We start from the raw sequence: 15862 nt of genomic DNA on the forward strand, positions 1-15862 counted from the left end.
AAGCACACTTACGGGCTGTCCGATGAGGGCGTTTGCGAGCGCTGGGTTCACGACCCGTATTTCCAGTTCTTCACCGGGCAAGAGTTCTTTCAGCATGCCTTCCCGCACGAGCGCTCGGACCTGAGCCATTGGCGCAAGCGGCTCGGCGACAAGTTGGAGCTGCTGCTGGCGGAGAGCCTGCGGGTGGCGCACGAGGCCGGCGCGTTACGCGGCCAGGACCTCAAGCGCGTCACCGTCGACACCACGGTGCAGCCGAAGGCCATCACCTTTCCGACCGATGCCAAGCTGCTTCATGCGGCTATCAAGGGGCTCAACCGCCTGGCGAGAAGGCACGCCGTCAGGCTGCGGCAATCCTATTCTCGTGTGGCCAAGGCCGCCGCGATGATGGCGGGCCGCTACGCCCATGCCAAACAGTTCAGCCGGCATCAGCGGCAGTTGCGCATTCTGCGCAGCCGGCTCGGCCGCATCATCCGCGACATCCGCCGCAAGATCGAGGGCCAGCCGGCACTGGAGGAGGCATTCGCCCTCCCGCTTGGCCGGGCCGTGCAAATCCGCTCGCAGCAGCAGCGCCAGCGCGGCTGGAAGCTTTACTCCTTCCATGCCCCGGAGGTGGAATGCATCGGCAAAGGCAAGGCCGCCGCGCCTTACGAGTTCGGCGTGAAGGCCTCCATCGTCACCAACAACCGCCGGGCGCCCGGTGGCCTGTTCGTACTGCACGCCAGGTCGCTGCCCGATAATCCCTACGACGGTCATACCCTGCGGGACGTCATCGACCGCACCGAGGCGCTCACCGGCTGTCCGATCGAGCGGGCCTACGTCGACAAGGGATATCGCCGCCACGACACGCAAAATCCCCGTCGCGTCTTCATTTCGGGCCAGAAGCGCGGCGTGTTCGGCGCCATCAAGCGCGAGCTCCGGCGCCGCTCCGCCATCGAGCCCATCATCGGACATCTGAAGGCCGAAGGTCACCTTGGCCGCTGCTATCTCAAAGGCCGCGCCGGCGACGCCGCCAACGTCGTGCTCTCAGCAGTCGGCCACAACTTCCGCCGTATCCTCGCCTGGCTCAGAGAACTCTTGTGCCTCTGCCTGATCCAGCTATCGCATACGCTTGCCTGTCCGCTCCCGCTCAATTCGGCTTCTTAACGGACGACTAGATTTTGCGCTCGGTGCGCTCGGTCTTCAGCGAAGAGAAGAAGCTCTCCATCGCTGCGTTATCCCAGACGTTGCCGGACCGGCTCATGCTGCACACGATGCCGCTGTCAGCCATCAGGCGCTGGAACTGTTCGCCGGCGTATTGGGCGGATTCAAACGATCGTCGCAACAGCGATCTTGTTCACTCATGATAGCCAATCGTCAAGCGCCTCCGCCGGCGTTTTCCATCCCAGCGTCTTTCTCGGTCGGGCGTTGAGGACGGCAGCAACGGCGGTGATGTCATGGACGCTATGGACGCTGAGGTCAGTGCCTTTCGGGAAGTACTGACGCAGCAGCCCGTTGGTGTTCTCGTTAGTTCCGCGCTGCCATGGACTTTGCGGATCCCAGAAGTAGACCTGAACGCCTGCATCGATCTTGAGACGATCGTGCTGGGCCATTTCGGCGCCTTGGTCCCAGGTCAGCGAACGCCGCAGTTCTTGTGGCAAGGTGATGATGGTGCGAGTAATCGCGTCCCGTACGGCTTCAGCGCCGTGTCCCGCGAGCGCAGGCCCGTTCTTGATGCGCGGAGCTTCGCCGTGCCCCATGAGGCGGGGAAGATGCAGCAGCATCGTGAACCGGGTTGTACGCTCGACCAGCGTACCAATCGCTGAGCTGCCAAGACCAAGGATGAGGTCTCCCTCCCAGTGTCCCGGCACTGCTCGATCGGTTGCTTCGGCGGGACGTTGACTGATCATGATCTCCGGCGAGACAAAGCCCTTGCCTCGCCTTTTTACGCGTGCTCTGGGCACTCTTAGCACGCGCCCCGTTCGCAAGCAGGCCGTCAGTTCGCGGCGTAGCGTTCCCCGGCCTTGAACGAAGAGAGCCTGATAGATGGCTTCGTGGCTGATGCGCATCGTGTTGTCGTCCGGGAAGTCGATCGGCAAGCGTCGGGCAATCTGCTCCGGGCTCCAGGCCTTGCCCCATCGCCGATCTCTTCGCGGGCCATGCCGGCGACCGTTCCACGGAACGACCGGACCGGGAACGGAAGCGCCGCTCGGTGCCACGACGACGCCGGCAAGTCTCTCCTCCACATAAGTGCGCAAGGTTTTGTTGAGCGCAAGTTTGGTCAGTTTGGGCCGACATGCCGATCGGTCTGCATGCCACTGGGCAGTCGTCGCACGATACTCCAACCCGCCGCTTCTGGTAGCTGCATTGCGTCGCAGTTCACGGGAGATTGTCGAGGCGGACCGAGCGAGGCGGCGCCCGATTTCTTGCATGGAGTGGCCCTGCACCTTGAGAAGTGCGATCTCCTCGCGCTCGGCAAACGACAGGTACCGCCCGGAGAGCGGCTTTGCCGAGGATCTGAACATTGCTGGTGGCATGCCGCCCGCCTTTCGGAACAATCTGTATCCGACAGGCTGCGATACTCCGGCTTCAAGCGCAGCTTCTTCACTGCTTAGCCCCGCGGCAATCCCCCGCCAAAATCTGCTCTGTTCATCACGCCCCGCAACTTGCGGCCGCCCCGGCGATGGCATTGGCGCTCGTCCAGATCGTGCCGATCTCCGTCCTCCAATAGTCATCGCAACCTCAAATGTGCGAGTGTTGCGACGACCGTTTGAATCCGCCTTGGCTGCCACGATCGGAGTGATTCGTCAGGGCATCCGGCTTGCCGCGTCGCCAGACGGCCATCAGAAGGGCGTCGGCGACCAACTGCGCCGTCATGCTGGCGCTCATCGACCAGCCGACCACTCGTCGCGAGAACAGGTCGATCACGGCCGACACGTAGAGCCAGCCCTCGGCCGTCCAGATATAGGTGAAGTCGGCAATCCACTTCTGGTTCGGCTGCAAACTGCCGGTCCAGAAGGTTCGCCGGCACGTTCGCTACCTGGCGATCGCCTTCATCCTTCGGCAGACGCCGGCGCCGTGGCCTCGCGCGCAAGGCCTGCAGGCGCATCAGCCGCTCGATCCGATGCAGTCCGCATTCGATGCCATCTGCCAAAAGGTCTCTCCAGACACGCCGTGCCCCGTAGGTCCGGTCGCTGGGCAAGGAAGCTTGCCTTCACCTTTAGGCCGACCGCTTCGTCGCTGCGGGATCTGGCGCTGGGCGATCGGTCCAGCCAGGCATGGAAGCCCGATTGCGATACGCCCATTGCTTCGCATAGTCATGCCACCGGCCAGACGTTCCGGTGCTTCGCGGTGAAGCCGAACTTCATGTCGCTTCCTTCGCGAAGTAGGCAGCGGCCTTCCTAAGAAACAGCCGGATTGGCGTCTTTCCCCGGGATGGCCTGCAAGACGAAGCCTAGTGATTTGGCCCGCCGCTGAAGGTTGGCGAGGACGCGACTGCGATATTGTTGCTCATATCGATCAACACCTGGGTCCTTGTAACTCATACCGTGCCGAAGTGTGTTATAGAACGAGACCGCGATCTTACGGGCGGTCGCTGTCACGGCTTTCGACTTGCCGGCACGCGAGGCCAGCCGGCGATAGAATGCGCCGAGCGCCGTATCGCTCCGCCCGACGGTGGTGGCCGCCAGACGCAGCAGTGCGGCTGCCCGACTGGAGGATCGCCGAGTGCGCGAAGACAACACCTTGCCTCCGGAGATCTTGTTGCCCGGTGCGAGGCAAAGCCAGGAAGTGAAGTGTTTGGCGCTCGGCCATGCCCTCAAATCCGTGCGGCACTCGCCGATAAGCTTCAATGCGAGCGACGGACCCAGCCCATGGATTTCAGTCAGATCGACACCGAGCACGCCATACAGTGCGGCTCTGACATCGAAGGTAGGTGTATTGGCCTGTTTGGTCTTGATGCGTGGCTTGGACAGCCTTCCAACCGGTTTTACGCATTTATTGTTCAGTGCCGCGATCAGAGCTTCGAGTTTGCGGTCGCAGTCCAGCATCTTCGCCTAGTAGATGTCGTAGAGTTCCAGCGATTGGCCGAGGGCAAAGACATGTTCGCCCGATTATTGCCGACCAGTGCGGCGCGGATCGTCTCGATCGAGGAATGGCAGCGCACGTCCCGGTAGGTTGCCAACACGTCGGGATTGCGCTCGCCTGCAGCAATGGCTCGGATAATCCGCATGCCGGTCGCGCCAGTGATATCCTAGACGACATGATGAAGCTGCAAGTTCATCTCCATCAGGGCCTTCTGCATGTGCTGGATGTGAGCTGCGGCATATTCTACCAGCCGCTCGCGCTGGCGTAGATAGGCGCGCAATGTTGCAATTTCGACATCCGGTCGGAAGCTGCCGCGTAACAGGCCGTAGGAATGAAGCTGGCGTAGCCATGCGGCATCGCTGACGTCGGTCTTCCGCCCAGGCACGTTCTTGGCGTAGCGTGCGTTAACCAGAATGACCTCAAATCCGCGCTGCTCCAGGATCTCGTAGACCGGGATCCAATAGACCCCGGTGGATTCCATTGCCACGCTGGTGACGCCGCACGCTTTGAACCAGTCCGCCAGCTCATGCAGGTCTTGCGTGAATGTGCCGAATGCACGCACTGGCGTATCGGTGCAGGCCGGATTCACCGCGGCCATGTGCATCCTTGATCCGATGTCGATAGCGGCCGTGCCAAGGTTGACCGGCTTTAAGTCCGGGCCGCCACCAGTCGTCCTCTTAGGCATCGCAAATCCTCCGTCCGATGATGGGCTGGAGAGTCTGGGCTATGCCAATTTGTCATCTTCCTAATCGGGATCGCCGCCGGAACAGCGTCACCACTCTCAAGTCCGCACGCGCCCATGGACCACGTTTTTTTAACGGGGACAGTGCCTCCAATAAGCTGACGGCCGCTACCCTCCCAGCCAAAGTGGATAGCACAAGGCCGTTTCTACTCCACGCACCTACCTCCGGCTTCATGAAACACCCAATCCCGGTGTCCATCAAACCGGCAGCAGCTCAAACCGTGGCACGGCCGCTGGTAGGGCTCGCGCCGGCAGACCAGACACGCTCGCGGCATGCCAATCCTCAACGTGAAAGGCGCGCAATCTGAGACGTCAATTTGGCGCCGGCGAAAACTCATGGCGGATGAGGCAGATCAGATCCGTCGCACCTTGGTAACCAAATTGACGCAGGATCTTTGAAGTAGTGCCACGTCCTGAGGATCCAGAGCGTCACATGCTTGCGCTTGAGCTCGCAGTGCACCGCTGTCCAGTCGGGATCGCCAAGTGCGGCGACGTGACACTCGCCGGCTCCACGTCGGTGCTCCAATATATTCTCGCCGATCCACACGTACTGACATCCTCAGCCAATCCTTCGGTCCTTTGACTTTCGAACCGTTCCAGCCGCCTTACGGGTTTGCCGCCCCGCCCCGGGCCTGCATTGAGCTCTGCCTTGGATCGCAGCAACCCCTTGGTCTCGATCTGCTCAAAAGGAAGGCGGTGTTTGCGTATCCTCGAATGACCGAACTCCGCTGACATGCGGGCGAATCGTGGAAGAGGCCTCCGGGATCAAAGATATAACGGCCATCCCGGGCAGGGGGCTCTTCAGACACGCTTATGATCAATTTTGTCGGCCTCCAGCGCGGAAAGCGCCTCGTTCACAATGGTCCGGATCGTTCGCAGCGGATGATCTCACCGCACCCGCACCTCCAGGTCAACGTAGCTGAACAGCTCGCCCGATCGATTGTCGCCGCCACGCACGCACCATCTCCGAATCTCATCGAAGCCATGAATCACGGTCGCCGATCAGCGGCGAGCGCCTTTTTCAACAGCCCACTAGAGGAGTGCTTATTCGCTGACGGTGCGCTAGTCGCACCTAAAGCGGGATGGGGTTAGGTTGGATCGATTTTGGATTCCCAAATCGGTGCAGTTCTGATACACTATGCTGGCTGGGTTCGAGGCCAGCATGGTTGCGCAAGCCTTATTCTCTGGATCTTCGCAAGCGTGTCGTGTCCGCGGAGGTCGGGATGTCCCGCAATCAGGCAGCCAAGCAGTTTGGGGGCGCGATCAGCACCGCAATTGGTTGGATGCAGCGGGTCGAGGAGACCGGCAGCGTTGAGCCTGGCCAGATGGGCGGTCATAAGCCGAAGGCGGTTTCGGGAGACCACGCGGTTTGGCTGTCGCAACGGATCAAGGACGGCGATTTCACCATACGGGGGCTCGTTGCCGAGCTTGCCGGACGCGGCCTGAAGGTCGACTACCACTAGGCGTGGGACTTCGTGCATGCCGAGAAGCTCAGCTTCAATAAGACGCATGGCGGCTGGCGAACGCGATCGACCCGACGTGGCGCGGCGGCGCCTCCAATTGACAAAGTATCAACGTCGCGTCGAAGCTGAGCGGCTGGTCTTCATCGACGAGACCTGGACCAGAACCGATATGGCGCCTTTGCGGGGATGGGCGCCGCGCGGGAACAGGCTTCCTGCCACGGTTCCCCACGGCCGCTGGAAGACCATGACCTTCCTGGCGGCCCTGCGCCACGACCGGATTGATGCGCCATGGTCCATCGAGGGCCCGATCGATTGCGTGAGCTTCGCACCTATGTCGAGAAGGTTCTTCTGCCCGTCCTTCGACCCGGCGACATCGTCGTCTTGGATAACCTCGGTAGCCACAGCAGCAAAGTCTTTGCCAAGCTCAAGCAAGTGCTCCGCAAAGCCGCCGCGCGAACCATCGACGCAGTCTGCGCCGCAATAGGCCGCGCACTCGATGCCTCACCCCCGAAGAATGCGCCAACTACCTCAAAAATTCAGGCTCTCGAACTTAGTGCCATCACGCTTTAGCTCGCCCGTACGTGGAGGACATCTCAGCTCTTCATCGTGGTGCTCGTCGCCTCGAACTTCACCTATGCGTACGCAACGTCGAGAGGGGCTTGCCTGTGAAGTCAGCGACGACTTCGCGACCCTTGGCAGCGGTCGATCGCCGGGGCCGCAGGTCCGACAACGATCGCGCGCATTCACCAGGACGCCGCCGCGAGCGACCCGGCGATGTCGCGCGGCAATCAGGATGGAAGAGCGCGTCAATCAAGGTGAGAGAGTTTCGCCGGGCTCGTGACGAAGGGAGGGCGAAGCCAGACCGGAGTTACGAGCCCGGCGTCGACGCGATCCGCTAGGGACCGCGCCGACCTGGTGATCGCGGCCGGCAGGTTATGCAAGTGGTTCTTCCGCCAAGAGGAATCACTCGCTTGCCCGCCCGACACATCACAGATCATCAAGTGCGGCTCTACATGAAGTACCGTCAGACCGACAGCCCGCCAGTGGCGGCGGCCAAGGCATCATTCAGTGCGGCGACCAGTTATCGGATCGAGAGAGATCCCCGACTTCCGTCGCAAAAGAAGGCTCCCCGCGCCGGCGACGACCGGACCCATTGAGCGAGGTGTTCGAGACCGAGATCGTCCCGATCCTGAAGTCGGCACCTGGCTTACGCCCGGTCGCGGTCTTCGAGGAGATGCTCCGACGTCATCCTGATCTCGGCACCGGTATCCGTCGTACCCTGGAACGTCGTATCCGTGTCTGGCGGGCGATCCATGGCGAGGAGCAAGAGGTAATCTTCCGCCAGATCCATGAGCCTGGCCAGCTCGGCCTTTCCGACTTCACAGACATGGGCGAGTTGGGTGTTACGATCGCGGGCGCACCGCTGGATCATCGTCTCTATCACTTCCGTTTGGCCTATTGCGGCTTCGAGCACGCTCACGTCGTGCTTGGCGGCGAGAGCTTCGTTGCCCTGGCCGAAGGCCTGCAGAATGCCCTCTGGTCGTTCGGTGGGGCGCCGCGGGAGCATCGGACCGACAGCGTGTCGGCCGCATTCTGCAATCTCGATCGCGATGCACGGGATGATCTGACGCAGCGATACGAGGCCCCTTGTGCCAATTACGGCATGCGGCCTTCCCGCAACAATCGAGGCGTGGCCCACGAGAATGGCTCGATCGAAGCAGCCCACGGTCATCTTAAGCGAGCAATCGCGGACGCCTTGCTGCTGCGCGGAACTGTCGACTTCGACGATCTTGCCACCTATCGCGGCTTCATCGATGAGATCGTCAGCCGCCGCAATGCCCGCAACCCCAAGCGGATCGATAGCGAGGCGTGGTATTGCAGGAGTTGCCCGATCGCCGCACCTCCGACTACGAAGAAGTGATCGTCCGCGTGACGTCTTCGGGCGGCTTCACCCTGCGCAAGGTGTTCTACACGGTCCCATCGCGCCTGATCGGTCACCGGCGGCGGGCACGGCTCTACGACGATCACCTCGACGTGTTCGTCGGTGGCACGCATCTCCTTACCTTGCCGCGCGGGCGGCCGCATCCCAACGGCAAGTACGACCAGGTCGTCGATTATCGGCACGTGATCCATTCCCTGCGGCGCAAGCCAATGGCGCTGCTGAATCTGGTCTATCGGGACAGGCTGTTCCCGCGCGAGGGCTATCGAAGAACCTTCGACCGATTGCGCGAGCGCTTACCGGACAAGAAGGCCTGCCGGATCATGGTCGATCTCCTCGCGCTCGCTCATGAGCGCGGCTGCGAGGCCGAGCTCGCCGATCAGCTCACGGCCGACCTTGACGCCGGCCGACTTCCCGAACTCAACCGACTGCGCGCTCACTTCGCTCCTGACCCCGCCCACTGCCAAACGTCGTGGTGCAGCTCGCGCCGCTTGCCACCTACGAATGCCTTATTGGTACCGCCGAGACCGGAGGTGCCGCATGAGCGTGGCCAACACCGTTGATACCGCGCGTCTCAATCTGTTGCTCAACGAGCTCCGCCTGCCAGCCATCAAGGTGCTGTGGGCGCAATTTGCCGAGCAATCCGACAAGGAAGGTTGGCCGGCGGCCCGCTTCCTCGCCACCATGGCCGAGCACGAGATCGCCGAACGCGGTCGCCGGCGCACCGACCGTCATCTCGTCGAGGCCAGGCTGCCAGCCGGGAAGACCTTCGACAGCTTCGACTTCGAGGTCGTGCCGATGATCTCGAAGGCGCAGGTGATGGCGCTCGCCGCCGGTGACAGCTGGCTGGGCAAGGGCGCAATTTGCTCCTGTTCGGGCCGCCCGGCGGCGGCAAGAGCCACTTGGCGGCAGCTATCGGCCTGGCCCTCATCGAGAACGGATGGCGCGTCCTCTTCACCCGCACCACCGATCTCGTGCAAAAGCTCCAGCTGGCTCGCCGAGAGCTTAACCTCGAGGCCGCCATCAACCGCCTTGATCGCTTCGATCTCCTGATCCTAGATGATCTTGCCTACGTCACCAAGGACCAGGCCGAGACTAGCGTGCTGTTCGAACTCATCAGCGCACGCTACGAGCAGCGCTCGATGCTGATCACCGCTAATCAGCTTCGGCGAATGGAACAAGGTCTTCCCGGACCCCGCCATGACGCTCGCCGCCATAGATCGTCTCGTTCACCACGCCACCATCGTTGAGATGAACGTCGAGCTATCGCAGACGCACCGCGCTCGACCGAAAACGCGGTCCGGGACGGCCGACCTCGCACGCGACACCCAAAACCGTCGCTGATTGATGCGGATTCCGATCGATGTCGCCCAGGATTCCGAGATGATCTCGCCCACCATTCCGATTTGAAGTCGCCCACCCGTTCCGAAATGATGTCGCCCACCATTCCGGGATGATGTCGCCCGGGTGACGAGGCCTCTTCTGGCTCCCATAGGGTCAACTCTTTCGGCTTTGCGAAGGGGACCCTGGATGCCGACGGAGAGGCTTGCGATGCGCCGTGTGCGCGATGTGATCAGAATGAAGGCGGCCGGGCTGCCGAGCCGCGAGATTGCGCGACGGGTGGGCGCGGCGCCCTCGACGGTGCGCCTGGCGCTCCGGCGGTTCGAGGCCGCGGGCTTGAGCTGGCCGTTGCCAGACGACGTCACCGACACGGTTCTGGAACTTCGCCTGTTCGCGAAGACCGGCAATGGCAACCGTCAGGGTCACCGCCGCATCGCCGAGCCCGACTGGGCGACCGTGCACCGCGAGCTCAAACGCAAGCACGTGACGCTGTCGATCCTGTGGGAGGAATATATCGCCACCGAGCCCGGCGGATACCGGTACTCGGGCTTCTGTGAGCTCTACCGCGCCTGGGAGGGCCGCCTGTCGGTGACGATGCGCCAGGCCCATGCGGCCGGCGACAAGTTGTTCGTCGACTATGCCGGCGATGGCGTGCCGGTGGTGGTCGACCGCCTGACCGGTGAGCGCAGAACGGCGCAGATCTTCGTCGCCGTGCTCGGCGCATCGAGCTTCACCTACGCGCAGGCGACGTGGACGCAGGGGCTCGCCGACTGGATCAGCGCCCATGTTGGCGCCTTCGCGGCGATCGGCGGCATACCGGCGCTGGTGGTGCCCGACAACACCAAGGTCGCGGTCATTAAGGCGAGCCTGTACGACCCGCAGATCAATCGTACCTACGCGGAGATGGCGGCGCATTACGGCACCGCCATCTTGCCGGCGCGGCCGCGCAAGCCGCGCGACAAGGCCAAGGTCGAGCAGGCCGTCCTCATCGTCGAGCGCTGGCTGCTCGGCCGCCTGCGCCATCGCACCTTCTACAGCCTGGCCGAGGTCAATACGGCGATCGGCGAACTGCTCACGAGGCTGAATGAGGAACGGCCGATCCGGCGGCTCGGCGTGACACGCCGCCGGTTGCTCGAGGAGGTCGACCGGCCGGCGCTCAAGCCATTGCCGGCGCCCCCCTATGTCCTCGCCGAGTGGCGGATCCGCCGCGTCAGTCTCGATTACCACGTCGAGGTGGAGAAGCATTACTACAGCGTTCCGCATCGCTTCGCCCGCGCCGAGGTCGAGGTGCGGTTCACGGCCCGTACCGTCGAGATCTTCCACAAGGGCGAGCGGATCGCCGCGCATCAGCGCATGAGCGGCAATCACAAACACACCACCGTGCCGGAGCACATGGCCTCCAGCCATCGGCGCTACGCCGGCTGGACCATCGCGCGTATCCGCCAGGACGCCGCCGCGATCGGGCCGGCGACCAGCGCGTTGTGCGACCTCATTCTCGACGAGCGCTCGCACCCCGAGCAAGGCTTCCGCGCCTGCCTCGGCATCCTCAGGCTCGCCGCCTCCTATGGGCGCGAACGGCTGGACGCCGCGGCTGCGCGGGCAATCGACATCGGCGCGCGCACCTATGGTTCGGTCAAGTCGATCCTCGCCAACAATCTCGATCGGCGTTCTGCTCACCAGCGTTCCGCGGACGATGCGCCGATCCTGCATGCCAACATCCGCGGACCGCGCTACTACAATTAGGAGATCATCCCTTGCTCACCCATCCGACCCTCGACCGCCTCAACGCCCTCGGCCTCCACGGCATGGCCAAGGCCTTCGCCGACATCGAAGCCACCGGTGAGGCCGCAAGCCTCGGTCACACCGAATGGCTTGCGCTGCTGCTCGAACGTGAAGCCTCGCTGCGGCACGACAAACGGCTCGCCACTCGCCTGCGTTACGCCAAGCTGCGCCAGCAGGCGTGCGTCGAGGACATCGACTACCGCACCCCGCGCGGTCTCGACCGCCCGCTGTTCGCTAAGCTTGTCGAGGGCCGCTGGATCGACGACCACGTCAATCTCCTGATCTGCGGCCCGGCCGGCGTTGGCAAGAGTTGGCTCGCCTCGGCGCTCGGCCACAAGGCCTGTCGCGACAATCGCTCCGTGCTCTATCAGCGCGTCCCGCGACTGTTCGACGATCTGGCGCTCGCCCGCGGCGACGGCCGCCATCCACGCCTGTTGCGCGGCCTTGGCCGTGTCGATCTGCTGATCCTCGATGATTGGGGACTCGAGCCGCTCGACGCCGGTGCCCGTCACGACCTCCTGGAAATCCTCGAAGATCGCTACAGTCATCGCTCCACCATCGTCACCAGCCAGCTCCCCGTGGACCAGTGGCATCTGCTCATTGGAGATCCCACCTATGCCGACGCCGTGCTCGATCGCCTCGTCCACAATGCCCATCGGCTCGACCTCACCGGTGAGAGCCTGCGCCGAACCCGGCAATCCGCCCGAAAGACTTGAGCCCGTGGCGCTGTGGACATGCCGCTGCGCTTGGACAACGCAATCGCGTTGCCCACATGCCCACAGCAACCGCAGAAGAAGAAAAACAGGTTGAAGTCGCGATTCCAGATTGACCACGCGGCTTGACCGATGCCAGAGAACCAGCCGGCCAGAACGCCTCGCCGCTGGGCGAGATCAAATCGGAAAGGTGGGCGACATCGTCTCGGAATCCACGGGCGACTTCATATCGGTACGCCTGGGCGACTTCGTCGGAATCCGCACTGATTGACGCTCCGCGACAATCAGAGTTCAACAAAACTCTTGCGCACGACAATCTGCGCGGCAATCATTACTTCGCCGCGACACTGACTCACCATCCAGATCGACGCGCTACACGGCGACCAGCGCGTTGTGCCGCCTCACTCGCGTCGGCCTTCGCAGCCGAGCGGGGCCTGTGAGCTGGTCCGGTTTCTGAACAGATCTCCGCATTAATAAGTGGAGGCTCCGCCGGGCTCAGCTGCAGGCGGAGCGGCAGCGGGGTGTAGTAGGCTTGATCCGGCGCGGTGATGAGGATGCCTGCTGTTATAGAAGTCGAAACATCGGCCGATCGAGTTGCTCGTGTCGGTGACGCTGTCGTAGGCCGCAAGTACACCTCTCGTGCTTTTGCTACGCCACGCACGTCGAGGAACACGTTGGCCCGTCAGGCGCCCTCACGGTCCATGCTGATGGCATAAGGTGATTGGCGAGCAGGCCGGAAGGCCGAGCCGGTGGACTGCGAATTTGATTAGTGTTGAAGATATCCGGCTTGCGTGACGAGCCAGGACATCCTCCAGCGTCTCGATGCCACAAGGCTGCTTCCATCGTGATCGACAGCCGCGACACATAACACGACATGTTGCCAGTTCAGTACCACGGCGAGATAGACGACCGCGCGCGATCGGGATGTAGGTGACGTCCATCTGTCCAGACCTGGCTCGGACGCGTGATCTCCATGCCGCACAGCAGATTGAGCTCCGCGTTTCGGGTGGCTTAGATGGAAGTTTCACGAGAGGTTCTGCGCCGAAAAATGAGGTGGGCTCGATGCGCTTCCAGACGCCCTGACAGACTGCTGCTTTCAATTCCGTTCAATCTTGAGAACATTAGGTAGCAAGCGCATTACCGCAATTCTGATCTGTAGAAAGCCCCCAGCAGGGTGCCGGGGGCTTTATGGGAGCAGTTCCGTGTTTTCCGCTGGTCTATCGGAGAACTACCAGTTGCGTTGCGCGCGGAGGAGCAGCGTGAGGCTGTTCTGGTCCTTGAGCGCATAAACGGCACCGGGCTTGGCGGTACTTGACTGCAGCGGCAGGGTCACCGTGCTTCCGCTCGAATACTTCTGGTCGAGCATCGTGTAAGTGAGGTCGGCCGAGAAAGTTAGATTTTTGACAGGTGTCCAGCGCGTGATCACGCCGACAGCCGAATAGTTGAGGTCGGGATTGCAGCCGGCAAGACCAGTCGAGAGTGCGAGAGTCGCCACGAAGGCGCCGCAGATGTAGCCTTTCGCTGTGCTGTTATACCGAACAGCCGCCCACGCGCCGTAGATACCGGTGTTCCAGGACGGATCCCAATTGTGAGTATAGCCGGCCCGAAAGCCATAGGTGGCGGTCAGCTGCTGGTCTGAACCATTTACAAACACGGCATCAGAGACCCCCCCAATGCCGACGCTTTGGTAAGCACCCGCGAGGCCGGCACCTCCGTACATCGCATAGGTGTTAAACATGAGATCTTGGAAGTTGTAGCGGCCTGCACCGTTCGTATACACGCCGGTCAGGTTGATCGTATCACCCGCACCAGTCGGGATATTCTTAATCGACAATGCGAGTTGGGCAGCCCAGCCCCACTTGTCACTCGGGTGGCCGGTCGTTTCGTCGGCGCCATAGTAGCCGGCGTGGTTATCGTGTGCGGCAACCGACGCCTGGAAAAGGCCCCAAGCCTGATCAACGCGAACCATGGCGACCAGGTCGGGAGACCATGCCCCGCCGATGTTGTTGGCGCCGTATGCACCGGTCGCGAGTCCGGCGGCTGTCGCACCACTCACGTTCCAGATGTTTCCTGCGAAATATTGCACCTGATCCTGAGCCGAGAATGCAGCCGTGACGCCTTGGCCGAAATCAGTGGTATATGTAAACTGGTTCACGCCAGTCACTGCGCCACCGCCACCGGGCAGACCATCAAAGTTGTTCGCCGGATAGTTAGTCCATGGTGCAGAGAACTGCGAAACCGCCTTGCCCATCGTGAACCCAGCAAACTGGATGAAAGCGTAGTAGACACCAAGCGAACCACCAGCGACCTGAGATCCGACGGATGTTGTATACGCGGTTGAGCCGTTCGTCGCGGTCGCGCCGGCCCCCGTATAGCCACCGGTCGTCCAGCTGAACACACCGTCGAAGTACGTGCGGAGCGTGCCATACTCGGTCACGGTACGCGTATCGATGTTCAGATCTTCGCGGGATTGGCTAGTATAGTAGTTCCTAAGCCGGTTTTGCCCGCCAGCCACACCGTTATTAGCGGTGTCGTAGACAGCGTTCGTGCCCAGCGCCACTTGGGCGCGCAAATAACCCCCGAGCTTGATGCAAGTGTCAGTGCCTGGGATGTAATAGAATCCCGCACCGTAAAGAGAGCAAACCTTCACGTACTCGATGGCCTTGGCCTTCACGGGAAGATCAGCTGCCTGCGTCCCGGCTCCGGCGAACATGGCCGCAGAAGCGAGGATAAGACTCTTCATCATTTTCATCGATGATCTCCAAGTTGGAAACGTCGTTTCCGTCCTTCAAAGATCCGCCGCGGCTTGCCTCACAGAGTGGGAGGTGCCTGACGGAACGACCTCGAGGCGCCCCCTCGCTGTCGAGCAAGATGTAGTTAATAGAGGTAATTGATGCAATCAATTAATAATTGCTAGATGCTTTTGGTACGCTTGTGTCGCAGTTCTGCAACAACGCCTATGCTCGCCCCCCGGATAGACTTCAAAAGTGGGTCAATCTGAAAAAAAGAACCTCCGAGGGGCACCCCGGAGGTTCTACTTGGAGGTTTAACATGAATCGCCCGAGAAACTCTCCAGCGACCCAAGACTCAGTCCTATCCCAAATTAATTTCATTAGTCAATTGATTTCTCGCATGGGGCCCATGCCTAGCTGTGGGAAGTCTTGTGGAATGAGCCAGGAAGGGTATGAGCGTCCGGCTAACAGAGAATCAACCGTGCGCGCCCATCGGTGACACCAAGGTTTGCCGGAAAGATCGACATGGCCGAGCAAGAACAATTCGACAAAGCCGTCAGCGAATTCATCTGGAACATTGTGGAGATCCACTCTCAGCTCGAAGAGATACACAAGAGTTGGGCGCAAATGTTAGGAATAACCGAACCACAGTGGTTGATCCTGATGGCCATTGATGAACTTGACGGGGGCCGCGGTGTCTCAGGAATAGCGGTTGCCAATAAGCTACGCATCCATCCGGCCTTTGTTACCAACCAAACGAAAAAACTAGAAAAGCTGGAGTTCCTAGCCCGCGAACCATCGCCCGATGACGCGAGGTTCGTCCAAATGTCGCTGACTCAAAAGGCGCGGAGGGAAATCGGGAACCTGTCTACTAAGAGGCAGACCCTCAATTCAACGATGTTTCACAGGCTTGATCAGGAGTCCCTCCATTACCTCAATAAACGACTGGCCTTGATAGCCAAAGATAGCCGATTGGCGTCTCAAAAGTTGACTCTGGGCATATTGTAGGCGGAGCTATCGCTGAAAGTTGGTGACGGCGGGAATCGGAAAGGCGGCATATCGTGGGGGTGCTTGACGCCTCCACTTCT

At 61.5% G+C, this 15862-nt stretch carries 6 protein-coding genes and 8 pseudogenes; 7 read left to right on the forward strand and 7 right to left on the reverse strand.

Annotated features, from left to right (window positions below):
* Positions 1 to 1143, forward strand: a 1143-nt coding sequence (locus tag AC0L20_RS38530; protein ID WP_473295466.1) for an IS5 family transposase, incomplete at its 5' end; no start/stop codon positions are given.
* A 10-nt stretch (positions 1144 to 1153) separates the two neighbouring features.
* Here the strand turns inward: AC0L20_RS38530 and AC0L20_RS38535 are convergent.
* The 5 genes and pseudogenes from AC0L20_RS38535 to AC0L20_RS38555 form a co-directional block, all read right to left on the reverse strand.
* Positions 1154 to 1297 (reverse strand): annotated as a pseudogene (locus AC0L20_RS38535) (IS3 family transposase); the annotation flags it as partial.
* A 40-nt stretch (positions 1298 to 1337) separates the two neighbouring features.
* Positions 1338 to 2711 (reverse strand): IS30 family transposase, encoded by a 1374-nt coding sequence (locus AC0L20_RS38540; RefSeq protein ID WP_473295467.1) that lies wholly within the window; start codon positions 2709 to 2711, stop codon positions 1338 to 1340.
* 46 nt (positions 2712 to 2757) lie between these two features.
* Positions 2758 to 3377: pseudogene (locus AC0L20_RS38545) on the reverse strand (IS3 family transposase); the annotation flags it as partial.
* A pseudogene (locus tag AC0L20_RS38550) lies at positions 3378 to 4747 on the reverse strand (IS110 family RNA-guided transposase).
* 882 nt (positions 4748 to 5629) lie between these two features.
* Positions 5630 to 5761 (reverse strand): annotated as a pseudogene (locus tag AC0L20_RS38555) (IS5/IS1182 family transposase); the annotation flags it as partial.
* Between the two features lie 209 nt (positions 5762 to 5970).
* Between AC0L20_RS38555 and AC0L20_RS38560 the strand changes: the two are divergent.
* The 5 genes and pseudogenes from AC0L20_RS38560 (at position 5971) to istB (AC0L20_RS38580) (ending at position 12045) form a co-directional block, all read left to right on the forward strand.
* Positions 5971 to 6821: pseudogene (locus AC0L20_RS38560) on the forward strand (IS630 family transposase).
* Positions 6822 to 7238: 417 nt separating this feature from the next.
* Positions 7239 to 8750: pseudogene (gene istA / locus AC0L20_RS38565) on the forward strand (IS21 family transposase).
* Positions 8747 to 9554: pseudogene (istB, locus tag AC0L20_RS38570) on the forward strand (IS21-like element helper ATPase IstB). Before istA (AC0L20_RS38565) ends, istB (AC0L20_RS38570) begins: the two co-directional pseudogenes overlap by 4 nt.
* Before the next feature lie 203 nt (positions 9555 to 9757).
* Positions 9758 to 11290, forward strand: a complete 1533-nt coding sequence (gene istA, locus AC0L20_RS38575) for an IS21 family transposase (RefSeq protein ID WP_473295471.1) — start codon at positions 9758 to 9760, stop codon at positions 11288 to 11290.
* A gap of 11 nt (positions 11291 to 11301) precedes the next feature.
* Entirely contained in the window at positions 11302 to 12045 is a 744-nt protein-coding gene (istB, locus tag AC0L20_RS38580; protein WP_473295468.1) for an IS21-like element helper ATPase IstB, read from the forward strand.
* Between the two features lie 502 nt (positions 12046 to 12547).
* On the opposite strand, the pseudogene AC0L20_RS38585 reads toward istB (AC0L20_RS38580), so the two are convergent.
* Positions 12548 to 13029 (reverse strand): annotated as a pseudogene (locus AC0L20_RS38585) (DDE-type integrase/transposase/recombinase); the annotation flags it as partial.
* Positions 13030 to 13270: 241 nt separating this feature from the next.
* Positions 13271 to 14794, reverse strand: coding sequence for a porin (locus tag AC0L20_RS38590; RefSeq protein WP_473295469.1), 1524 nt, complete (start codon positions 14792 to 14794; stop codon positions 13271 to 13273).
* Positions 14795 to 15299: 505 nt separating this feature from the next.
* Between AC0L20_RS38590 and AC0L20_RS38595 the strand changes: the two genes are divergently transcribed.
* Positions 15300 to 15782 carry a MarR family winged helix-turn-helix transcriptional regulator gene (locus AC0L20_RS38595; protein ID WP_473295470.1) on the forward strand — a complete coding sequence of 161 codons (483 nt, stop codon included), beginning with the start codon at positions 15300 to 15302 and terminating at the stop codon, positions 15780 to 15782.
* Positions 15783 to 15862: the final 80 nt, after the last annotated feature.

The organism is Bradyrhizobium sp. Kon58 (assembly GCF_055807455.1).

Excerpts from the sequence above, each read along its gene's own strand:
- AC0L20_RS38540 (WP_473295467.1), bottom strand. The coding sequence starts at position 2,711 with ATGACTATTGGAGGACGGAGATCGGCACGATCTGGACGAGCGCCAATG.
- AC0L20_RS38590 (WP_473295469.1), bottom strand. The coding sequence starts at position 14,794 with ATGAAAATGATGAAGAGTCTTATCCTCGCTTCTGCGGCCATGTTCGCC.
- AC0L20_RS38595 (WP_473295470.1), top strand. The coding sequence starts at position 15,300 with ATGGCCGAGCAAGAACAATTCGACAAAGCCGTCAGCGAATTCATCTGG.
- istA (WP_473295471.1), top strand. The coding sequence starts at position 9,758 with ATGCGCCGTGTGCGCGATGTGATCAGAATGAAGGCGGCCGGGCTGCCG.